The following is a 20,937-nucleotide window of genomic DNA, read 5'->3' as shown; positions in this document are numbered from 1 at the left end:
CGGTCAGCGGACCTCGGTGATCTCAGGTCCTCGCTGCAACTGGCCCATACCACCGGAGAAGCGGGATCCCGCCTCCTCCGTCTGCACGCCCTCGGGCACCATCTGCGCGTCGTTGGGCAGCTTGAGGACGATCGGATCGCGCGGCGCCATCGGGCCTTCACCACGAAGCACGACGGTGTCCCGGAAGATCTGCTCGAGCAGCCCCGCCGCCTGCGGCTGAACGGCACCCTGGCCGGAGATCACGCCGCGCAGGAACCAGCGGGGGCCGTCCACGCCGACGAACCGCACGACCTGGAACCCGCCCGTGCCGTCCGGCAGCTGCACCGGTACCTGCGCCCGCAGCTCCCAGCCCAGCGAACCCTCGACCTCGTCGACGATGCCGCCCTGCTGGGTGATGCCGCTGGCGATCTCCTCGCGGACCTCGCCCCAGATGCCCTCGCGCTTGGGCGCGGCGAAGGCCTGCAACTGGATGGCGCTGTCCCTCAGCACGACGGTCGCGGCGACGATCGCGTCGCCCGCGACCTCGACCCTCAGCTCCATGCCCTCGACCCCGGGCACGAACAGCCCGCCCAGGTCCACCCGGCCCTCGCCGGGCTCACGGACCTCGGACCTGTCCCAGGGGCCGTCGGGCCGGGGCTCCGGCTCGAGCCTCACGCGCTCACGCTCGACCTCTACGTCCGCCTCAGTGTCGACACCGTCGACGACCTGCTCGGCCTCGCCGGCCGCGTCCTCGGCGGCACCCTTCTTGTTGCGACGTCCGAACACGTCACTGTCCTTCCCGGTCGGATACGACCGAAGCGTATCGATTCCCACCCGTTGTGCCGCCCACGGCGGCATGACCGCCGGTGGACCCGAAGCCCCCCTCGGCACGCGCCGAGTCGGGAAGCTCCGCGACCTCCTGGAAACGGACCCTCTCCACCTGTTGGACGACCAGTTGGGCAATCCGGTCGAAGCGCTCGAACCGCACGGACTCGCGCGGATCGAGATTCACCACGATCACCTTGATCTCTCCACGGTACCCGGCATCAACCGTCCCTGGGGCATTCACCAGGGCGACACCGCAGCGGGCGGCGAGACCGGACCGTGGATGCACGAAGGCCGCGTACCCCTCCGGGAGCGCCACAGACACGCCCGTGGGCAGCACGGCCCGCTCCCCGGGCTTCAGCTCGCGGCTCTCGGTGGTGCGCAGATCGGCTCCCGCGTCCCCGGGATGCGCATACGCCGGGAGCGGTACGTCGGGGTCGACGCGGCGGATGAGCACGGCGAGTTCGCGACGGGGTTCGCTGCTCACGGATTCACCTCGAAGGCTCGCGCGCGCCGGACCTGGTCCGGGTCCTCCATGGCCGCCCGGATCTCCTGCGGGCGGCCGTTGTCGACGAAATGGTCGACCTTCACCTCGATGAACACGGCGCCGGCACGGACGGCGACGGGCCCCTCGGGCCCTCCTATCCGACCGGTCGCCCTCGAGTAGATCTTCCGTCCGGCCACCGCCGTCACCTCGGCCTCCAGATGCAGCACGGTGCCCACCGGCACGGGCCGCACGAAGTCGGTCTCCAGTCGGCCGGTCACCGCGATCGTGCGCAGCAGCCAGTTCAGCGAGCCGAGGGTCTCGTCGAGGGCGGTCGCGAGCACCCCTCCGTGGGCGAGTCCGGGCGCACCCTGGTGGGCGGACCGCACGGTGAACTCGGCGGTGAGGGAGACGCCCTCACCGGCCCGCGCCTCGAGGTGCAGGCCGTGGGGCTGGGCTCCCCCGCATCCGAAGCACTGGTCGTAGTGCGCGCCGAGCAGTTCCCCGGGGGCGGGGGCGTCGGGGTGCCGTATGGGCGCCACGGCGTCGGTCGGCGGTGTCAGAGCTTCGGAAGTACCACTCACACGCGCAGACCTTACCCGCGCGTGAATGCGTTCCCGACACCGTGCCAAGCTTGATTCCATGCAGCTCTCCGCGTCGCCGTACGAAGAACGCCTCACCGCGCCCCGGTCCTGGTGGCTGATGTGCCTCCTGGTCGGCTTCGCCCTGGCCCTCGTCCTGGTGCCGTTCGGCACGCTCCCGCTGCTCGGCGGGCTGGTCGGTGGCACGGCGGCCTCGGCGGTCGTGGCGAGCTCGTACGGCTCCGTGCGTATCCGGGTGGTGGGCGACTCGCTGATCGCGGGCGAGGCGAAGATCCCGCTGTCGGCGCTCGGCGACTCGGAGGTCCTGGACGCGGAGGAAGCCCGCGCGTGGCGCACGTACAAGGCGAACACACGTGCCTTCATGCTGCTGCGCGCTTACATTCCGAGGGCCCTGAAGGTCGAGGTCGTGGACCCCGAGGACCCGACGCCCTACCTGTACCTGTCGTCCAGGGAGCCGGAGAGGCTGGCGGCGGCGATCGCGGCGGCGCGGGCGCAGGTGTAGCGACGGCGCGACCCGGTCTGCCGGCCGCGCCGGAAGGGGACGTCAGTCCTCGATCTGCAGGGGGTGTTTCGGCTTCTCCAGCGGCGGCAGCTCCGGCAGGGCCTCCCAGGGCACCTGCGCCTTGCGCAGATCCTTGCGGATCCGCTCCGCCAGCCGCCTGGTGTCCCGCCGGTTCATGACGGCGCCCACCGCGGCACCCACCATGAAGGGCATCAGGTTCGGCAGGTTCCGCACCATCCGCTTCATGATCTGCTGCCGCAGTTCCCGCTTCATCCGCCCGCCGAGGGCGGCGTCCACGGTCGACGGCTTGCTCACCTCGATGCCGCGTTCCCCCGACCAGGACCTCAGATACGAGGTACTGCGCTGGCTGAGGTTCCCGGGCGGCCGCACCCCGTACACCTCGTGCAGTTCGGCGATCAGTTTCAGTTCGATCGCCGCGACGCCGGTGATCTCCGTGGCCAGCTCGGTCGGCATGGCGGGCGGGACGGGCAGCATCGCGGCGGCTCCGATCCCGGCCCCGACCGTGGCCGTCGCCCTGGCGGCGCCCGAGACGAGCTTGTCGGCGAGTTCCTCGGGCCCGAGGCCGGGGAACTGCCCGCGGAGCGTCTTGAGGTCCCGTACGGGGATTCGCGGGCCGATCTCGATGATCCGGTCGGCGAGGTAGCCCAGTCCCGCCTTGGCCTGGCTGCCGCCCTTGCGGACGCCTTCCCGGATTCCGTCCCGGACGGCCGTCGCCCGCCGCCGTGCGACGGGTGCCGGGGGTCGGGCCGGCACCTCGGGCACAGCCGGGCTGTTCACCGGCTCGAGCGAGGCTGCTCCCGGATCGGAAGCGCCCCGCTCGTCGTCACGCACGCCATTGGAGCCTTCAAGAGGCTCCGGGTCCGCTCCCCTGTGCAGGAAGCGGCGCTTCCGGGGAGGGGTCGAGCCAGTCACGGCCGACCCCGCCTCAGTCGCAGTCGCGACAGATCGGCTGACCGTTCTTCTCCCGGGCCAGCTGGCTGCGGTGGTGGACCAGGAAGCAGCTCATGCAGGTGAACTCGTCCTGCTGCTTCGGCAGTACACGGACGGCCAACTCCTCGTTCGAGAGGTCGGCGCCCGGGAGTTCCAGGCCTTCGGCGGCCTCGAACTCGTCGACGTCCACCGCGGAGGCGGACTTGTCGTTCCTCCTGGCCTTCAGCTCCTCAAGGCTGTCGGAGTCGACATCGTCGTCGGTCTTGCGTGGGGTGTCGTAATCGGTTGCCATTTCGCTCTCCCCCTCTGGGTGTCTGCGGGTGTCTCCAGCGCACGTAACGCGTGAGAGGCCGGACTTGTGCCCGCCTCGAGGCGGAGATTTTGCCTCACATCAAGGTCTGTTACTCAATCGACACCCAACCGAACTCCTCAAGAGTGATCGGCTTGGATGGCGAACGGGACCGTACACGGTCCGCATGCCGCACATCAAAGGCATCTCCCCGTGTACTTCCCGTGATCAAGGCCCGGGAAAACCCGGATTTTCCGGCTTTATAGGCCTCCGTCGGATCACGGAGAGTAGATGGCCGGAAAGGTGGCGTTGTGATCGATCACACATGGTCGGCCCACATGCTGGGCTTGAAAATTCCGCGCAAAGCGAACACGGGACCGGGCGTGGCCGACGCGCCTCAGACGGGCAGGACGACGCGCATCACGAGGCCACCCCCCTCCCGGGGCTGCGCGGTGATGTGACCGCCGTGGGCGCGCGCCACGGACCTCGCGATGGACAGGCCGAGGCCCACACCCTTGTCGCTGCCCGTTCGCTCCGTACGCAGCCGTGTGAAGGGCTCGAAGAGGTTGTCGATCTCGTAGGCCGGGACCATCGGTCCGGTGTTGGCGACCACCAGGACCGCCTGACCGTGCTGGAGCTGGGTCGTCACATCGACCCAGCCGTCCTTGGGGATGTTGTAACGGACCGCGTTCTGCACGAGGTTCAGCGCGATCCGCTCCAGCAGGACCCCGTTGCCCTGGACGACCGCCGGGGCGCGGTCACCGCGGAGCTCGACGCCCTTGGCCTCCGCCTCGGCATGCACCTGGTCCACGGCCTGCGCGGCCACCTCCGCCAGGTCGACGGGCTTGCGCTCGACGATCTGGTTGTCGCTGCGGGCGAGCAGCAGCAGCCCCTCCACGAGCTGCTCGCTGCGCTCGTTGGTCGCCAGCAGGGTCCTGCCGAGCTGCTGGAGCTCCACGGGGGCCCCCGGATCGGACAGGTGCACCTCCAGGAGTGTGCGGTTGATCGCGAGCGGGGTGCGCAGCTCGTGCGAGGCGTTGCCGACGAACCGCTGCTGGGCCGTGAACGCCCGCTGCAGCCGCTCGAGCATGTCGTCGAAGGTGTCGGCCAGCTCCTTGAGCTCGTCGTCCGGGCCGTCCAGCTCGATCCGGCGGGACAGGTCGGATCCGGCCACCGCGCGGGCGGTCCGGGTGATCCGGCCGAGCGGCGACAGGACACGGCCCGCCATCGCGTACCCGAAGGCGAAGGCGATCACGGCGAGGCCGAGCAGGGCCAGCAGCGAGCGGCTGAGCAGATTGTCCAGCGCGTGCTGGCGCTGTTCGTTCACGCAGGCGTTCATCGCGTTGTTGAGTTCGTTCGCCGTCGGGGACGACGGGAAGTTGCAGGTGTCGCTGGCGACCTGGCCCGAAAGGATCTTGAACGGCAGATCGCTGCCCACGTTGAGTGCGTGTGCGGCGAACAGATAGATGATCGACAGCAGCAGGATGCCGGCGATCAGGAACATGCCGCCGTACAGCAGGGTGAGCCTTATGCGGATGGTCGGGCGCAGCCAGGGGAACGGGGGTTCCGGCCTGCGGGGGTCCCAGGTGGGCCTGGGCGGCGCCGTGGGCGGCGCGGGTGTGGTGGCCACAGTCATCAGATCCGGTATCCCGAGCCGGGCACGGTGACGATGACCGCCGGCTCACCGAGCTTGCGGCGCAGGGTCATGACCGTCACACGCACGACGTTGGTGAAGGGGTCGGTGTTCTCGTCCCAGGCCTTCTCCAGGAGCTGCTCGGCCGAGACGACGGCGCCCTCGCTGCGCATCAGCACCTCGAGGACCGCGAACTCCTTGGGCGCCAGCTGGACCTCCTTGCCGTCGCGGAACACCTCGCGGCGGTTGGGGTCGAGCTTGATCCCGGCACGCTCCAGCACGGGCGGCAGCGGCACGCTCGTACGCCTGCCGAGGGCGCGCACGCGCGCGATGAGCTCGCTGAACGCGAACGGCTTCGGCAGGTAGTCGTCGGCGCCGATCTCCAGGCCCTCCACGCGGTCGCTGACGTCACCCGAGGCGGTGAGCATCAGCACCCGGGTCGGCATGCCGAGTTCGACGATCTTGCGGCACACGTCGTCGCCGTGCACGACCGGCAGGTCCCGGTCGAGGACGACGACGTCGTAGTCGTTCACGCCGATGCGCTCCAGGGCCGCCGCGCCGTCGTACACGACGTCGACGGCCATGGCCTCCCGGCGCAGTCCGGTGGCCACCGCATCGGCGAGCAGCTGCTCGTCCTCGACGACGAGTACGCGCACGTCGCTGGTCCTTCCTGTGTCCACCCGCGTAGCCCTGCTGCGGGCAGCCCACGGACGGGTCTGTCATGGATGAGGGCTCCATCCTGCCCTTTTCGGCCGTAAACCGGCTGTAAGACGGCCGGGCGAACGCGGGAAGCCCGTCCGAGGGGTCCGGGAATGAGAAATTTTCTCGGAGGGTTGAGGTTTCCACGGAAGGGAGCGGGGGGAGGACGGCTTTACACCCCGCGATCACGCTCTGCATGTGGCACACCACCATGTGGTCGGCTGCTCGACTTCCCGTAGAGCGGGCGTGGGTGTCCGGCACCGTCGCCGCCCAGCCAGGGCAGCGCTGGGCACCCAGAAGACGTGATCGCCCCTTCCGAAGGGCACACCCCCGTGCCACCCACCCACGACCCACGACGAGGGGGCGCAGCATGGACGCATTCACCGCAGGACTTCTGCAGCGCATACGGGCTACCGAGTCCGACCTGACGCGGGCCCGCGAAACCGGCGACGACTTCCTCGCGGAGGTCGAACAGTCGGAGCTCGACGACCTGCACCGCCTTGCCGCCGAGCACGGTGTGGAAGTCGGCGCGACACGCGTCTGATCAGCTCGCGCGGAGCGGGCCCCGGGCAGATCCAGGCCGGGGCCCGCTCCGTGTTCTGCGCGAGGCGGGCACGCCCGGCCGTCCCTTGTCCGGGGCCCTGGAAGGCTGTACCGCCGGTCCTGGACGGCGCACACGCCTCACCCGTGCGGCCGAGGCCTTCGGGCCGTTCCGGGCCGCGCTCACCCGGTCGGCCGTCCTACCGCCGTCCTGCCGCCGCGGGCGGTCCATGATCGGCGCGCCGGCGCCGCGTACCCCGTACGGCCCAGCCCGCCCCGTCCGATCGGGTGGCATCGCGGAGTTTTTTCCGCAGCCCGTCCAATCGGCGCGTCGCGGCCTCAGTCGTGCCAGGCCCCCAGCTCGTCCAGCCTGGCCTGGAGCTGTGCGAAGAGGCCCGGAGTCGCCGCGACCGTGAGCGCAGGGGAGAGCGGCTCTCCGGGGCGCCCGCCGGTCAGTGCGCCCGCCTCACGGGCGATCAGGTCGCCCGCGGCGTAGTCCCAGGGATTCAGCCCCCGCTCGTAGTACGCGTCCAGACGGCCGGCCGCCACATCGCACAGGTCGATCGCCGCGGAGCCGCCCCGGCGGATGTCCCGCACCTCGGGGATCAGCAGCCGGGCCACCTCGGCCTGCTGGGCCTTGCGCTCGGCGAGATACCCGAAGCCGGTGCTGACCAGGGCGAGACCCAGCTCCGAGGCGGGTCGCACACGCGCGGCGCGGTCATTCACGAATGCTCCCTCCCCCAGGACCGCCCGGAAGATCTCCCCGCGCATCGGCGCGTGGACCACCCCGACGAGCGTCTCCCCGTCCATGCGGGCAGCGATGGAGATGGCCCAACTGGGCAGCCCGTACAGATAGTTGACCGTGCCGTCGATGGGGTCGATGACCCATTCGACACCACTGCTGCCCTCGACGCTCGCCCCCTCCTCGCCGAGCAGGCCGTCGTCCGGCCGGCGGTCGGAGATCAGCCCGGTGATCAGCTTCTCGGCAGCGATGTCCATCTCGGTGACCACATCGATGGCACTGGACTTGGTGGCGGCCACTCCGAGGTCCTCGGGCCGCGCGTCGCGCAGGAAGGAGCCCGCCCGGGTGGCGGCCTCCAGCGCGATCTCCAGAAGTTCGTTCTTCAGCCGGTCGGACGACCGGGGCTGCTCGGTCACGGCGCTCCTCACGCGTACGGACTGTCGGCGCCCGCGGCGGCGGGACGCGGGGCACGGGCGGGGCAGCACCCCACCGGACAGACGTTGTGGCTCGGGCCGAGGGCGCCGAGCGCGCAGGGCGTCACCTGCTGCCCCCGCTCGGTCGCGGCCCGCTCGACGATCAGGTCGCGGATGGCGGCGGCGAAGCGCGGGTCGGCACCGACGGTGGCCGAGCGGCGCACCGGCAGCCCCAGTTCCTCCGCCTTGGCCTTCGCCTCCGTGTCGAGGTCGTACAGCACCTCCATGTGGTCCGAGACGAACCCGATAGGCGCCATCACGACCGCCGGGACACCGGAACCGTGCAGTTCCTCCAGGTGGTCGCAGATGTCCGGCTCCAGCCACGGGATGTGCGGGGCGCCCGAGCGCGACTGGTAGACGAGCCGCCAGGGACGCTCGATCCCGGTCCGCTCGCGCACGGCGTCCGCGATCAGCCGTGCCACGTCCAGGTGCTGCCGCACGTACGCGCCGCCTTCTCCGTGCCCCTCGACGGGGCCCGAGGTGTCCGCCGCCGAGTCCGGGATGGAGTGGGTGGTGAAGGCGATGTGCGCGCCGGCCCTGACGTCCTCGGGGAGGTCGGCCAGGGACTTCAGCACACCCTCGATCATGGGCTCCAGGAATCCGGGGTGGTTGAAGTAGTGCCGCAGCTTGTCGATCCTCGGCAGCGGGCGGCCGTCCTCCTCCAGGGCGGCCAGCGCGCCCGCGAGGTCCTCGCGGTACTGACGGCAGCCCGAGTAGGAGGCGTAGGCACTGGTGGCGAGGACGAGGATGCGGCGGTGCCCGTCCGCGACCATCTCGCGCAGGGTGTCCGTCACATAGGGTGCCCAGTTGCGGTTGCCCCAGTAGACCGGCAGACCCAGACCGTGCTCGGCGAAGTCCTTGCGCAGGGCGTCGAGGAGGGCGCGGTTCTGGCCGTTGATGGGGCTGACCCCGCCGAACAGGAAGTAGTGCTGCCCCACCTCCTTCAGGCGCTCCCTGGGGATGCCCCGGCCCCTCGTCACGTTCTCCAGGAACGGGACCACGTCGTCCGGCCCCTCCGGGCCTCCGAACGAGAGGAGCAAGAGGGCGTCGTACGGGCTGGCATCCAGTGCATCGGGCATGTCTACGATCCTGCCACCCGCCCCGGACGACACCCCCGCCACCCGGCCGCGTGCCGTCGGCCTCCACCCGAGCCTGCCCGAACACTGGTGCGCGCCCTCTGCCCGGCATACGTTAGGGTTGCCTAACTCGTAAGGCACATGCTCGCATTTCGCGCCTTACCGAACGCTTCGGAGACCCCGTGCCCAGCCCCTACCGCGCCCTGTTCGCCGCCCCAGGCTCCAAGGGCTTCTCCGCCGCCGGCTTCCTGGGCCGGATGCCGCTGTCGATGATGGGCATCGGCGTGGTGACGATGATCTCGCAGCTCACCGGGCGCTACGGGCTCGCGGGCGCCCTCTCCGCCACCCTCGCGCTGTCCGCGGCCGCGATCGGGCCGCAGATCTCGCGCCTGGTGGACCGGCACGGGCAGCGCCGGGTGCTGCGCCCGGCGACGCTCGTCGCGCTGCTGGCCGCGGCCGGTCTGCTGCTGGCCGCCCACTTCACCTGGCCGGACTGGACGCTGTTCGTGTGCGCCGCCGGCATCGGCGCGGTGCCGAGCCTCGGCGCCATGATCAGGGCCCGCTGGGCGGCCCTTTACGGGGGCACCCCGCAGTTGCACACCGCCTACTCCTTCGAGTCGGTGGTCGACGAGGTCTGCTTCATCTTCGGGCCCATCATCTCGATCGGGCTGTCCACGAGCTGGTTCCCGGAGGCCGGCCCCCTGCTCGCCGCCTGCTTCCTGGCCGCCGGCGTCTTCTGGCTGACCGCGCAGCGCTCCACCGAACCCGCACGCCACCCCGGGGAGCGGAACACCGGCGGGACGGCGCTGCGTTCCCCCGGACTCCAGGTTCTCGTGGCCACGTTCACGGCGACCGGGGCGATCTTCGGCGCGGTCGACGTGGTCACCGTCGCCTTCGCCGACGAACTCGGTCACAAGGCGGCCGCGAGCGTCGTCCTGGCGCTGTACGCGGCGGGTTCCTGCGCCGCCGGCCTGGTCTTCGGGCTGCTGCGCTTCACGGGTGCGCCGGAACGCAGATGGCTACTGGGCATATGCGCGATGGCCGTGAGTATGATCCCCCTCCAACTGGTCGGAAACTTGCCGTCTCTGGCCGTGGCGCTGTTCGTTGCGGGCCTGTCCATCGCACCCACGATGATCACGACGATGGCCCTCATCGAGCGGCACGTACCACGCGCGCACTTGACCGAGGGAATGACCTGGGTGTCCACCGGGCTCGCGGTCGGCGTCGCGATCGGCTCGTCCGTGGCCGGCAAGGTGATCGATGCCGCCGGCGCGGAGGCCGGGTACGAGGTTCCGGCGCTGTCCGGGGCCGTCGCGGTCGCGGTCGGTTTCCTCGGGTACCGCCGGCTCGGCAGGCCGGCTCCGCAGCGGGGAGGGTCCCATGAGCACCACAGTGAGCGGGAAGAGCGGCACGTGGCGTAACTGGGCGGGGAACGTCACCGCCCACCCCGTACGAGAGGTCGCCCCCGCCTCGGTGGAGGAGCTCTCCGCCGCGGTGCGCAAGGCGGCCGAGGACGGCCTGAGGGTGAAGGCGGTCGGCACCGGGCACTCCTTCACGTCGACCGCGGCGACCGACGGCGTGCTGATCCGCCCTCAACTGCTGACGGGCATCCGCCGGATCGACCGCGAGGCGGGCACCGTCACCGTCGAGGCGGGAACCCCGCTCAAGAGGCTCAACGTCGCCCTCGCGCGTGAGGGACTGTCCCTCACGAACATGGGCGACATCATGGAGCAGACCGTCTCCGGCGCCACCAGCACCGGTACCCACGGCACCGGTCGCGACTCGGCCTCCATCGCCGCCCAGGTCAGGGGACTCGAACTGGTCACCGCGGACGGCTCGGTGCTGACCTGTTCCGAGAAGGAGAACGTGGACGTCTTCGCGGCCGCACGCGTCGGCCTCGGTGCGCTTGGGATCATCACGGCGATCACCTTCGCGGTGGAGCCGCTCTTCCTGCTCACCGCCCGCGAGGAGCCGATGCCCCTGGACAGGGTCCTCGCCGAGTTCGACGAACTGTGGACGGAGAACGAGCACTTCGAGTTCTACTGGTTCCCGCACACGGGCAGCACCAACACCAAGCGCAACAACCGAAGCGCCGGTCCCCCGAAGCCGGTCGGGCAGCTGAGCGGCTGGTTCGAGGACGAGTTCCTCTCCAACGGCGTCTTCCAGGTGGCCAATTGGGTCGGCCGTGCCGTTCCCGCCGCTGTCCCGACGATCGCCGGCGTCTCCAGTCGCGCCCTGTCGGCCCGTACGTACACCGACATCGCCTACAGGGTGTTCACCTCGCCGCGCCGGGTGCGGTTCGTGGAGATGGAGTACGCCGTCCCCAGGGAGGCCCTGACGGAGACGCTGCGTGAACTCAAGGCCATGGTCGACCGTTCAACCCTTCGGGTGAGCTTCCCGGTCGAGGTCCGCACCGCACCGGCCGACGACATCACGCTCTCCACCGCTTCCGGACGGGACAGCGCGTACATCGCCGTACACATGTTCCGGGGTACGTCGTATCAGGCCTACTTCACCGCCGCCGAGCGGATATTCACGGCCCACGGCGGCCGCCCGCACTGGGGCAAGGTGCACACCCGGGACGCGGACTACTTCGCGGAGGCCTATCCGCGCTTCGGGGAGTTCACCGCTCTGCGGGACCGCCTCGACCCGGACCGCCGTTTCGGGAACGACTACCTGCGCCGGACGCTCGGGGCCTAGCAGGACACGGGGCGGCCGGCTGAGGACCGCTCATATCCGGCCGCTTCCTTCACCTTCCGCCCACGCCCCCTCCTCCGCCCGTATCCGCACCTGCATCCGTCACCCGACCGCATGAAATGAGGGACGCGCGTCCGAAACAATTCGCTCCGATTCTGGCAATTGGGTGAGGTGCGCCACGTTTGATGTGCACGAAAACGGCACAACGGGCGACCAACTCGCACCCCTTGCCAGAAGTTGGGCGGCGTGCCGATCCACTTCCGTGGCCCGAATGGAGTACTGTTGCGAGCCCTGGGTCCGGTCTCCCGCCAGGGTGTCCAGGGCCTAGCTGGACCGTTTGGAGGGGGCTAGTTGCACAGGGTGACGGAGTTGGTCACTTAGCGTTGCGAATAGGTAACCGTGCCATAACGGCGATCCAGGGCCCGTGCCCGACACGCCGGGCAACTCGGCAAGGTTGTGGCAGGCTGCACCCGGGCAGGCCACACTCGACTAGCGGAAGCAGCGACGCACGTGACGTCGGCAGGCACCACCCGGGAGGTCCCCATGCCCGAACTGCGTGTCGTGGCCGTCTCCAATGACGGCACACGGCTGGTGCTGAAGGCTGCGGACAGTACGGAGTACACGCTTCCGATCGACGAACGGCTCCGCGCCGCCGTGCGCGGCGACCGTCCCCGCCTCGGCCAGATCGAGATCGAGGTGGAGAGCCATCTCCGCCCCCGAGACATCCAGGCGCGCATACGTGCCGGTGCGTCCGCCGAAGAGGTGGCGCAGCTCGCCGGGATCCCCGTCGACCGCGTCCGCCGCTTCGAGGGACCCGTTCTCGCCGAGCGCGCCTTCATGGCCGAGCGGGCCCGCAAGACGCCCGTGCGCCGGCCCGGCGAGAACGCCGGTCCTCAACTCGGCGAGGCGGTCCAGGAGCGGTTGCTGCTCCGCGGCGCCCAGAAGGACACCGTTCAGTGGGACTCCTGGCGCCGCGACGACGGCACCTGGGAGGTTCTCCTCGTCTACCGCGTGGCGGGTGAGACGCACTCCGCGAGTTGGACGTACGACCCGCCCCGGCGGCTCGTCCAGGCCGTCGACGACGAGGCACGTTCGCTGATCGGCGAGTCCGACGATCTCGCGGCGTCCGAGCCGAGTCATCCCTTCGTACCGAGGATCGCGCGGCTGCCGCGTGAGGGCCGGATGGATCGCGCCCTCGAACGCCAGGCGGAGCGCCCCGTGCTTCCGGCGCAGTCCTCGGAGCCCGCGGAGGAGAGCACCGGGGAACGGGACTCGCTCACCAGCCTCCTCGAAGCGGTGCCGAGCTTCCGCGGCGACCTGGTGGTGCCCGAGCGTCCGGTGGAACCGCAGGAGGAACCCGCCCAGGAGCCCGCTGCGGAGGAGCCACCCGCTCCCGCGGCCTCGGCCGGTTCGGCGTACGCGGACGTCCTCATGCCGCGCACGGTCGGCAGCCACCGTGACCGTCTGGTCGGCGCGACGGACCGGCAGGCGGAGGCGGACGGTGTCCGCCCGGGCCGCAGAGCCGCGGTCCCGAGCTGGGACGAGATCGTGTTCGGAACACGGCGCAAGAAGCAGGAGTAGCAGAGAGTCGGACGAGCGGCGGGGTCCACGCGAGGGCGTGGACCCCGCCCTTGTGTTCACTGGGGGTCTGCGCCCACCGCGATCGGACGGCTGTCGTCCGCCGACCACTCCGACCACGACCCCGCGTAGAGCGCGGCCCCGATTCCCGCGATCGTGAGCGCCAGCACCTCGTGTGCGGCGGAGACACCCGATCCGCAGTAGACACCGACCTCGGTGCCCTCCGTGACACCCAGCGACTCGAAGCGCCGGGCGAGTTCGACGGCGGGCAGGAAGCGGCCGCCCTCGGTCACGTTCTCCGTCGTCGGCGCCGACACGGCGCCGGGGATGTGGCCGCCCACCCGGTCGATCGGCTCCACCTCGCCCCGGTAGCGTTCGCCGGCCCGGGCGTCCAGGAGCAGCCCGGTCCGGGCGACCGCGGCGGCGCCGTCGGCGTCCAGCAGCGGGAGCCCGCCCGGTACGGGCCGGAAGTCGCCGGGGACGGGCTCCTCGGCGCCGGTGGCAAGCGGCCCCTCCCACGCGGCCAGTCCGCCGTCGAGCACGCGGACGTCCGGGTGCCCCGTCCAGCGCAGCATCCACCATGCGCGCGCGGCGGCCCATCCCTGACCGCCGTCGTACACCACGACCGGCACGTCCGAGGCCACGCCCGCGGCCCGCATCGCCGCTCCGAAATGCTCCAGGGTGGGCAGCGGATGCCGGCCGGCGGGCCCGGGCGGGCCTGCGAGATCGGCGTCCAGATCCACGAACACGGCGCCCGGAATGTGCCCCGCCGCGTGGGCGGCACGCCCGTCGAAGGGAGAAGCACCGGCCGCCGCCGCAGCGGTCAGCTGCCAACGGACGTCCAAGAGCGTCGGCGGCCGGGACGCCGCCAAGTCGCTCGCGAGTTCGGATGCGGAGATGATGGCTTTCATGGCCCCATCCTCGCGCACGGGGTGGCCGAGTCGCCGAGGTCCGGTTACCCTGCTCCGCCGGACAGGTCCGTTCACCCGGTGTACGGGAGCGGGTACATGCTGTACAGCTGATGGTCAACACACGGCAATCGCGCCGAAACGGACGAGAAACCTTACTCCGGGCATCCTCCGACCGTACGGCGCCGCGACACGAGCGGCCGGAGGGCGGGGTGCGACCGGCGGTGTGGACATCGGCACGGATCGTGCCGATGCGGGTACGCGGCGCAACAGCGCGCAGGCGGAGGCCGAACGGCCGCCACAAGGGGCCGAGGAGAGAGTGACCATGACCGAGGCACGGGGGTCGGCGGGCCTGACCGGCACGACACACGAGAGGCACGCACCCGGCACGCCGTGCTGGGTGAGTCTGATGGTGCACGGGATGACCGCGACCCAGGAGTTCTACCGCGCGCTCTTCGGCTGGGAGTTCCAGCCCGGACCCCAGCCGCTGGGCCCCTACGTCCGGGCGCTGCTGAACGGCTACGAGGTGGCCGGTATCGGCCAGTTGCCCCTGGACCGGCATCTGCCGATCGCCTGGACCCCGTATCTCGGATCGGACGACGTGGACGCGACGGCCGAGCAGGTGCGCAGCTGCGGGGGGACCGTGGGCGTCGGCCCGTTGGACGCGGCCGAGGCCGGCCGGCTGGCGATCGCCTGCGACCCGATGGGCGCGGTCTTCGGCATCTGGCAGGCGGCCGACCACCTCGGCACGGGTCTGACGGGCGTACCCGGCACCCCGGTCTGGAACGAGCTGATCACCTACGACACGGCGAGTGTCGCCACGTTCTACCGGACGGTCTTCGGTTATACCGAGGAACCGGTCGTCTCGCCCGACTTCGATTACGTCACCCTCCACACCGAGGGCCGTCCCGTCGCCGGCATCCATGGCGTCGGGCTTGATCTGCCCCGGGACCGGGGAGCGCATTGGATGACGTATTTCCAGGTCAGCGACGCGGACAAGACCGCCGACCGGGTCGTCGAACTGGGCGGCCATGTCGTGCGGGCACAGTGCAACACGGCCTTGGGCCGCATGATCACGGTGGCGGACCCCGAGGGCGCGACGTTCTCCGTGGTCAGCCCGCTCGGCTGAACCACCGGGTGAACCGGTGGGGCGTCAGGTGGACGCCACGGGCAGGACGTCCGGGGACAGCGCCGCCGCGCGGGCGGAGGCGGCCGTCATTCGGCGGCGGTGGTGACGACGGCACAGCACCTCGTAGCCGATCTCGTCCGCGGAATGGTTCACATCCCCCACGACCACCTGGGCGCCCTCGACCACCATCTCCCCGCCGACCGTACGGGCGTTGTGGGTGGCCCGGGCGCCGCACCAGCACAGGGCCTCCACCTGGAGGACCTCGACCCGGTCCGCCAGCTCCACGAGGCGCTGCGACCCGGGGAAGAGCTTGCTGCGGAAGTCGGTCGTGATGCCGAAGGCGTAGACGTCCAGCCCCAGATCGTCGACCACACGGGCGAGTTGGTCGATCTGCACCGGCGCGAGGAACTGCGCCTCGTCCGCGATCACATAGTCGGCGCGACCGCCCTGCGAGAGATGGTCCACGACGTACACGTACAGGTCCTGCCCGTCCGCCACCTCCACCGCGTCCCTGACCAGACCGAGCCGTGAGGAGAGCTTTCCCTCGCCCGCCCGGTCGTCGCGTGTGAAGATGATGCCCTGCAGCCCGCGCGTCGAGCGGTTGTGCTCGATCTGGAGAGCCAGCGTCGACTTCCCGCAGTCCATCGTTCCGGAGAAGAACACCAGCTCGGGCATGAGGGGATGAGGACCTTTCGGGTCAGGACGTGCGGATCTTGGGGAGCGTACCGGGCGCCGGGACGGGCGCCGCGACTCAGGTACGTACTTGGAGCAAGGGCACCAGCTGTTCCACGGGCGTCATCGAGCCGTGGTTGCCGACCATCGCCGACTCCTTCGGCTCCCGCTCGGACGCGATGATGAGGACGTCGTCATGGGCCGCCGCGACCACGTCGCCGATGCGCGGGTACACCCGTTCGTCGATGTGCGGACCGAACCAGCCCGCCGCGATCGCCTCGTCCCGCGAGGCCACCCAGAACTGCTCGCCGAGCACCTCGCGCCAGCAGGTCACCACGTCGTTCTCGGCGCCCGGCACGGCGTACACATGGCGGGCACGGCCCTCGCCGCCCAGCAGGGCGACTCCGGCGCGCAGTTCCCAGTCCTCGTCGAAGTCGATGCGGTGCCGCTCGTCGAAGGGGATGTCGAGCATGCCGTGGTCGGCGGTGACGTACAGAGCGGTGCGCGGCGGCAGCTGTTCGGCGAGCCGCTGGACCAGCCGGTCGACGTACATGAGCTGGCCCCGCCAGGCGTCCGAGTCGACGCCGAAGCGGTGTCCGGCGCCGTCGAGTTCCGCGTAGTACGTGTAGACCAACGCCCGGTCGCCCGCCGCGAGTTGTTCGGCCGCGAGGTCCATGCGGTCCTCACCCGTCAGCCGTCCGAGGAACTTTCCGCCGCTGAGCGCGACCTTGGTCAGCGGGGTGTTCTCGAAGGCCGGGGAGGAGACCTGGGCGGTGTGCACGCCCGCCTCGTGGGCAAGCTGGAAGACGGTGGGGTAGGGCTGCCAGAGTCGCGGCGAGGTCCAGGGCTGCCAGCGGAGCTGGTTCATCAGCTCCCCGGTGTCCGGGTTGCGCGCGGTGTAGCCGGGCAGACCGTGCGCGCCGGGCGGCAGCCCCGTTCCGACCGAGGCGAGCGAGGTCGCGGTGGTCGCCGGGTAGCCCGCCGTGATCGGCCGGCCGGTGCCACCGCGCGAGGACGCCAGGAGCGAGGTGAGGAAGGGCGCGTCGTCGGGGTGCGCCAGCAGTTGCTCCCACCCGAGACCGTCGACCAGGAACACGCAGTTGCGGTCGGCTGCGGTCAGCTCCGGTATGGCGGCGGCCTGACCCGGGACCCCCATACCCGCGGCCAAGGTGGGCAGGAGGTCGGACAGTGAGCCGGTGCCGTACTCGGGGAGCGGCGCGGAGCCGGCGGCGAGCGGTTCCGGGTGGTCGTCCCAGGTGGTCAGTGCCATCAGCCGGCGAGGTCCGCGGTCGCCTCGGAGAGGGACTGCGCGAAGGCGAGCGCCTGGCGCACCGTCTCCGGGCCGTCCCCGGTCTCGCTGACGCGCAGGCTGAGGTCGTCGGCGGTCGAGTTGCCGGTGTAGCCGTGGTCCGCCTCGCAGTTGGGGTCACCGCAGGCCGCGGGTTCCAGGTCGATGCGGGAGACGGCGCCCCACCCGATCGTCAGGACGACCTCGCGCGGAAGCGAACCGGGCGCGTACGACTCCGGATTGGCGACCACGCGGCTGACGACGACCGACGAGATCCGGCCGAGCTTCACCGATTCCGTGGACGTCGTCGCGTACGGCGTCGGGGAGGTGTCGTCGGCGGCCTGTTCGTCGGTGTGGCTGACGATGAAGCGGTTGCCGGTGAGGACCAGCACGGTCACATGGCGGCGCACCTCGTTCGCGTCGAACGTGGTCTCCTGATGGACCAGGTACGACCGGATGGGCTCGCCGCCCACGGCCGCTTCCACCGCCTCGGCAACGAGAGCCGGGTAGTAGCCGCTGCGCTCGATCGCCGCCCGCAGCCCCTGGGTCGTCGTACTGGTCTTGGCCATGATGTCCATCCTACGGGGGCGCACTGACTGCGAGGCACGCTCGGCGCCGCTCAGTACACGGGCAGCGTCCTCGGGCCGAGATCGTCGCGGGCGGGCGGCGGCGCGAGCCGCACGGTCGCACCGAGCACGCTCAGACCGTGCGGGGCGACCACGACCGGTTCCAGGGTGACGGCGACGACCTCCGGGTGGTCGTCGACCAGCCTCGACACACGCAGCATCAGCTCCTCGAGGGCGGGTGTGTCCACCGGGGCGGAACCGCGCCAGCCGAACAGCAGCGGGGCCGTCCGGATCGAGCGCACCTGGGAGGCGGCGTCGCGGTCCGTGACCGGGATCAGCCGGTGCGCGGTGTCGCCGAGGAGCTGCGAGGCGGCCCCGGCGAGCCCGAAGGAGAGCACGGCACCGGCCGCCGGGTCGATGACGGCCTGTACGAAGGTGTCGACGCCACGTGGCGCCATGCCCTGGACCACCGGCCGCAGCTCCTGCGGCCGGCCGAACAGTTCGGTCAACTCGGTGTAGGCCCGCCGCAGTTGCTCCTCGTCGGCGAGGTCGAGACGAACACCGCCCAGATCGGCACGGTGCCGCAGGTGCGGGGCGGTGGCCTTGAGGGCCACCGGGTAGCCGATCTCCCGGGCGGCCTCCACGGCGGCCTCGGGCGTGGCGGCGGGCAGCGCCCTGCGCACATGGACGCCGTACCGCGTGAGCAGGTCGCAGGTCTCGTCGGTGCCGAGCGTCAGCCCCTCCCCACGGGCGAGCAGCCCATGGATCAGCTCAGCGGTGCCCTTCTCGTCCACGTCGTCGTACTCGGGCACCTTGCCGGGGTCGGTGGCCTCGCGCCGCCACTGCGCGTACTTGACGGCCTCGGCCAGAGCCCGGACGGCGCGCTCGGCGGCGGGAAAGGCGGGGATGAGGCGGGCCTCCTCCGGAGCCGGTTCCGCGGCGGGGGGCGGATCCGCCGGACGCGGGAGGTCGCCGCGCTGCGCCTGGGGTGACGTGCTGGTCGCCGCGGACAGCGCCTCCGCTATCCCGCCCAGCTCCACGTGCACCACGAGCACCGGCTTGGCCGGGGCGGCGGCCGCCGCGGAACGCAGCGCCTGCGCCAGGGCGGCGTCACCGGGGGAGGACTCGCCGACCGCCGGGATCACGGTCACCACGACGGCGTCGCACGCGTCGTCGGCCAGTGCCGCGGCCAGCGCCCGGTGGAAGTCCTCGGCCGACGCGGCCGTCGTCAGGTCGAGCGGCGGCAACGGGCGCAGCCCCTCGGCCAGACACGCGTCGTAGGTCAGCAGTCCCAGCGACTCGGAGTTGCCGACGATCGCCACCCGCGGCCCGGCGGGCAGCGGCTGCCTGGCCAGCAGCAGCCCCGCGTCCACCAGTTCCGTGATGGTGTCCACCCGGATGACTCCGGCCTGCCGCAGCAGCGCGGACACCGTGGCGTGCGGCAGACGCGTGGCCCGTACGGCGTGCCCCTGGGGGGCGCCTCCGTGCCGCGCGCCCTGCACCACGACCAGTGGTTTGGCCGCCGCCGTGCGGCGCGCCAGCCGGTTGAACTTGCGCGGGTTGCCGATGCTCTCCAGGTACATCAGGGCGACATCGGTGTCGGGGTCCTCGTACCAGTACTGGAGGACGTCGTTGCCGGACACGTCCGCTCGGTTCCCGGAGGAGACGAAGGTCGACACGCCGGTGACCCCCGTGACGCCTCCTCCGCGCCGGTGCAGCCGTGAGAGCAGGGCGATCCCGATGGCGCCGGACTGCGCGAACAGGCCTATGCGCCCCGGACGCGGCATCTCGGGTGCGAGGGAGGCGTTCAGCCTGACCCCGGGTGAGGTGTTGATGATCCCGAAGGTGTTCGGCCCGATGATCCGCATGCCGTACGAGCGCGCCTGCCGCACCAGCTCCCGCTGCCGCTCGCGGCCCTCGGGGCCGCTCTCGGCGTAACCCGCGGAGATGACCACGAGCCCCTGGACCCCGTACTCGCCGCACTCGGCGACGACCTCCGGGACGTGCTCGGCCGGGACCGCGACGACGGCGAGGTCGACCGGCTCGGCGATGTCCCGTACGGAGCGGTGGGCGGGCACCCCGTCGAGTTCCTTGCGGTCCTCGGGCAGCGCCTTGTTCACCGCGTACAGGCGGCCGGTGAACCCGCCGCCCCGGAGGTTGTCCAGGACGCCGCGGCCCACTCCCCCGGGCGTGCGGCCGGTGCCGATCACGGCGACCGAGCCGGGCGCGAGCAGCCGCTGCACGGACCGGGCCTCGGCCCGCTGCTCCCGTGCACGCTGCACCGCGAGCGACCGGTCGGTGGGCTCCAGATCGAATTCCAGGCGGACGACGCCGTCCTCGAAGCTGCGCTTCTGCTGGTACCCGGCGTCCGTGAACACCTTGATCATCTTATTGTTGGCCGGCAGCACCTCGGCGGCGAACCTGCGGATTCCGCGCTCCCGGGCCACCGCGGCGATGTGCTCCAGGAGGGCCGACGCCACGCCACGCCCCTGGTGGGCGTCCTGCACCAGAAAGGCGACCTCGGCCTCGTCCGCGGGCGCGGACGCGGGCCTCCCGCCGGCGCCAATGCGGTCATAACGTACAGTTGCAATGAATTCGCCGCCGATCGTCGCGGCGAGTCCCACCCGGTCCACGAAGTCGTGGTGCGTGAAGCGGTGGACGTCCTTGGCGGACAGACGAGGGTACGGCGCGAAGAAGCGGTAGTACTTCGACTCGTCCGAGACCTGCTCGTAGAAGCTCACGAGGCGCTCGGCGTCATCGACGGTGATGGGCCTGATGCGTGCGGTGCCGCCGTCGCGCAGCACCACGTCGGCCTCCCAGTGGGCGGGGTACTCGTGCCGATCCGACGCGGTCTGCATGCGCCCCAGAGTAAGGCTCGCATCGGACAGGGGCGCGATGCAGGCTGAGGGAACCGAGCCGGGGCCGGCGGGATGGACCGCCGCCCCTTCCTGGGCACGCTTCACCTGTGGAACACTGGTCTAGACAACCTGAAACACCTGAAGGGCAGCATCACATGGCTGAGCGCCGCGTCAACGTCGGCTGGGCCGAGGGTCTCCACGCCCGCCCCGCCTCCATCTTCGTCCGGGCAGCCACGGCATCCGGGATCCCCGTGACCATCGCCAAGGCGGGCAGCGACCCGGTCAACGCCAGGTCCATGCTGGCCGTCCTCGGCCTCGGCGCCCAGGGCGGCGAGGAGATCGTGCTCGCCTCCGACGCGGAAGGCGCCGACGCCGCACTCGACCGCCTGGCCAAGCTGGTCGCGGAGGGTCTCGAGGAGCTTCCCGAGACCGTCTGACCCTTCGGG

General features: G+C 71.2%; 21 protein-coding genes. 7 read left to right on the top strand and 14 right to left on the bottom strand.

All coding sequences use genetic code 11. The annotated features are described in order from the left end of the window. Positions 1 to 3 precede the first annotated feature (3 nt). Genes ADL25_RS36205 through ADL25_RS36195 form a run of 3 tightly spaced genes read right to left on the bottom strand, consistent with a single transcriptional unit; the run spans position 4 to position 1,872 of the window. Positions 4 to 765, bottom strand: coding sequence for a DUF3710 domain-containing protein (locus ADL25_RS36205; protein ID WP_059132145.1), 762 nt, complete (start codon positions 763 to 765; stop codon positions 4 to 6). Position 766: 1 nt separating this feature from the next. Further along, the gene (gene dut, locus ADL25_RS36200; protein ID WP_059132144.1) at positions 767 to 1,291 is read right to left on the bottom strand and encodes a dUTP diphosphatase; all 525 of its coding nucleotides are present in this window, start codon (positions 1,289 to 1,291) and stop codon (positions 767 to 769) included. Next, positions 1,288 to 1,872, bottom strand: coding sequence for a PaaI family thioesterase (locus tag ADL25_RS36195; RefSeq protein ID WP_059132143.1), 585 nt, complete (start codon positions 1,870 to 1,872; stop codon positions 1,288 to 1,290). The genes dut and ADL25_RS36195 overlap by 4 nt, the downstream gene beginning before the upstream one ends. 58 nt (positions 1,873 to 1,930) lie before the next feature. Between ADL25_RS36195 and ADL25_RS36190 the strand changes: the two genes are divergently transcribed. Then, positions 1,931 to 2,392 (top strand): DUF3093 domain-containing protein, encoded by a 462-nt coding sequence (locus ADL25_RS36190; protein ID WP_059132142.1) that lies wholly within the window; start codon positions 1,931 to 1,933, stop codon positions 2,390 to 2,392. Between the two features lie 42 nt (positions 2,393 to 2,434). Here the strand turns inward: ADL25_RS36190 and ADL25_RS36185 are convergent, their stop codons facing one another. The 4 genes from ADL25_RS36185 to ADL25_RS36170 all read right to left on the bottom strand — a co-directional run bounded on the left by ADL25_RS36185 (position 2,435) and on the right by ADL25_RS36170 (position 5,921). After that, the gene (locus ADL25_RS36185) at positions 2,435 to 3,325 is read right to left on the bottom strand and encodes a hypothetical protein (protein ID WP_107116797.1); all 891 of its coding nucleotides are present in this window, start codon (positions 3,323 to 3,325) and stop codon (positions 2,435 to 2,437) included. Positions 3,326 to 3,338: 13 nt separating this feature from the next. After that, positions 3,339 to 3,635 carry a DUF4193 domain-containing protein gene (locus ADL25_RS36180; RefSeq protein WP_003993510.1) on the bottom strand — a complete coding sequence of 99 codons (297 nt, stop codon included), beginning with the start codon at positions 3,633 to 3,635 and terminating at the stop codon, positions 3,339 to 3,341. Positions 3,636 to 4,029: 394 nt separating this feature from the next. After that, entirely contained in the window at positions 4,030 to 5,262 is a 1,233-nt protein-coding gene (locus ADL25_RS36175) for a sensor histidine kinase (RefSeq protein ID WP_059132260.1), read from the bottom strand. Between the two features lie 5 nt (positions 5,263 to 5,267). Further along, positions 5,268 to 5,921, bottom strand: coding sequence for a response regulator transcription factor (locus ADL25_RS36170; protein WP_059132141.1), 654 nt, complete (start codon positions 5,919 to 5,921; stop codon positions 5,268 to 5,270). Between the two features lie 413 nt (positions 5,922 to 6,334). On the opposite strand from ADL25_RS36170, the gene ADL25_RS50015 reads away from it, so the two are divergent. Further along, positions 6,335 to 6,508, top strand: coding sequence for a hypothetical protein (locus ADL25_RS50015; protein WP_181923169.1), 174 nt, complete (start codon positions 6,335 to 6,337; stop codon positions 6,506 to 6,508). 335 nt (positions 6,509 to 6,843) lie between these two features. Here the strand turns inward: ADL25_RS50015 and ADL25_RS36165 are convergent, their stop codons facing one another. Both ADL25_RS36165 and ADL25_RS36160 read right to left on the bottom strand, forming a co-directional pair. Then, a complete protein-coding gene (locus tag ADL25_RS36165) occupies positions 6,844 to 7,662 on the bottom strand; it encodes an inositol monophosphatase family protein (RefSeq protein ID WP_059132140.1) in 819 nt (272 codons plus the stop codon). A gap of 8 nt (positions 7,663 to 7,670) precedes the next feature. Further along, positions 7,671 to 8,798, bottom strand: a complete 1,128-nt coding sequence (locus ADL25_RS36160) for a ferrochelatase (protein ID WP_059132139.1) — start codon at positions 8,796 to 8,798, stop codon at positions 7,671 to 7,673. Positions 8,799 to 8,977: 179 nt separating this feature from the next. Here ADL25_RS36160 and ADL25_RS36155 point away from each other — a divergent pair, with 179 nt between their 5' ends. From ADL25_RS36155 to sepH, 3 genes are all read left to right on the top strand, one after another. Beyond that, a complete protein-coding gene (locus tag ADL25_RS36155) occupies positions 8,978 to 10,216 on the top strand; it encodes an MFS transporter (RefSeq protein WP_059132138.1) in 1,239 nt (412 codons plus the stop codon). Then, a complete protein-coding gene (locus tag ADL25_RS36150) occupies positions 10,176 to 11,495 on the top strand; it encodes a D-arabinono-1,4-lactone oxidase (RefSeq protein ID WP_059132137.1) in 1,320 nt (439 codons plus the stop codon). Before ADL25_RS36155 ends, ADL25_RS36150 begins: the two co-directional genes overlap by 41 nt. Positions 11,496 to 12,035: 540 nt before the next feature. Continuing rightward, positions 12,036 to 13,073, top strand: a complete 1,038-nt coding sequence (gene sepH / locus ADL25_RS36145; protein WP_059132259.1) for a septation protein SepH — start codon at positions 12,036 to 12,038, stop codon at positions 13,071 to 13,073. 56 nt (positions 13,074 to 13,129) lie between these two features. On the opposite strand, the gene ADL25_RS36140 is transcribed toward sepH, so the two are convergent. Next, positions 13,130 to 13,981, bottom strand: a complete 852-nt coding sequence (locus ADL25_RS36140; protein WP_059132136.1) for a sulfurtransferase — start codon at positions 13,979 to 13,981, stop codon at positions 13,130 to 13,132. 322 nt (positions 13,982 to 14,303) lie between these two features. On the opposite strand from ADL25_RS36140, the gene ADL25_RS36135 reads away from it, so the two are divergent. Continuing rightward, positions 14,304 to 15,107 (top strand): VOC family protein, encoded by an 804-nt coding sequence (locus ADL25_RS36135; RefSeq protein WP_059132135.1) that lies wholly within the window; start codon positions 14,304 to 14,306, stop codon positions 15,105 to 15,107. Positions 15,108 to 15,131: 24 nt separating this feature from the next. On the opposite strand, the gene ADL25_RS36130 is transcribed toward ADL25_RS36135, so the two are convergent. The 4 genes from ADL25_RS36130 to ADL25_RS36115 all read right to left on the bottom strand — a co-directional run bounded on the left by ADL25_RS36130 (position 15,132) and on the right by ADL25_RS36115 (position 20,491). Beyond that, the gene (locus ADL25_RS36130; protein WP_059132134.1) at positions 15,132 to 15,782 is read right to left on the bottom strand and encodes a thymidine kinase; all 651 of its coding nucleotides are present in this window, start codon (positions 15,780 to 15,782) and stop codon (positions 15,132 to 15,134) included. Positions 15,783 to 15,858: 76 nt separating this feature from the next. Further along, a complete protein-coding gene (locus ADL25_RS36125; RefSeq protein WP_059132133.1) occupies positions 15,859 to 17,049 on the bottom strand; it encodes an alkaline phosphatase family protein in 1,191 nt (396 codons plus the stop codon). Beyond that, positions 17,049 to 17,645 (bottom strand): DUF5998 family protein, encoded by a 597-nt coding sequence (locus tag ADL25_RS36120; protein WP_059132132.1) that lies wholly within the window; start codon positions 17,643 to 17,645, stop codon positions 17,049 to 17,051. The genes ADL25_RS36125 and ADL25_RS36120 overlap by 1 nt, the downstream gene beginning before the upstream one ends. Positions 17,646 to 17,686: 41 nt before the next feature. Beyond that, positions 17,687 to 20,491 carry a bifunctional GNAT family N-acetyltransferase/acetate--CoA ligase family protein gene (locus tag ADL25_RS36115; RefSeq protein WP_059132131.1) on the bottom strand — a complete coding sequence of 935 codons (2,805 nt, stop codon included), beginning with the start codon at positions 20,489 to 20,491 and terminating at the stop codon, positions 17,687 to 17,689. A gap of 155 nt (positions 20,492 to 20,646) precedes the next feature. On the opposite strand from ADL25_RS36115, the gene ADL25_RS36110 reads away from it, so the two are divergent. Next, positions 20,647 to 20,928, top strand: coding sequence for an HPr family phosphocarrier protein (locus ADL25_RS36110; RefSeq protein ID WP_059132130.1), 282 nt, complete (start codon positions 20,647 to 20,649; stop codon positions 20,926 to 20,928). The last annotated feature ends 9 nt before the right edge of the window (positions 20,929 to 20,937 follow it).

Source organism: Streptomyces sp. NRRL F-5122 (assembly GCF_001507435.1).
GTDB lineage: Bacteria > Actinomycetota > Actinomycetes > Streptomycetales > Streptomycetaceae > Streptomyces > Streptomyces lannensis.
This window is presented reverse-complemented; position numbering and strand designations above follow the sequence as displayed.